Source organism: Dyella sp. SYSU CM1112 (assembly GCF_058216415.1).
Genome location: NZ_JBZEGI010000145.1, coordinates 1 through 266, shown reverse-complemented (window position 1 = coordinate 266; position 266 = coordinate 1). Strand labels below are relative to the sequence as shown.

Here is a 266-nt window from a genome sequence, read left to right as displayed (position 1 = left end):
CGCTCACTTCACCCCGTGCATCAATCGATTGATCAGGGGCGATATCAGCAGCAGCACGAAGCCCGCGCCCGCCAGCAGCCAGAAACTAAAGGTGAACCCGCTCCAGGCCGAAGCCGCCGTCATACCGTTTTCGCCACTGATGCGCCCGGCCAGCAAGCCCGAAAAGTTGCCACCCACCGCCAGCGATAGAAACCACCCCCCCATCGCCAATCCCACCAAGCGTGGTGGCGCAAGCTTGGTCACCATCGACAGGCCGATCGGCGACA

1 pseudogene is annotated in these 266 nt (G+C 62.8%); it reads right to left on the bottom strand.

Annotation, left to right across the window (positions count from 1 at the left end):
• Nucleotides 1–3 precede the first annotated feature (3 nt).
• Nucleotides 4–266, bottom strand: a pseudogene (locus AC4HNJ_RS21990) (MFS transporter); the annotation flags it as partial.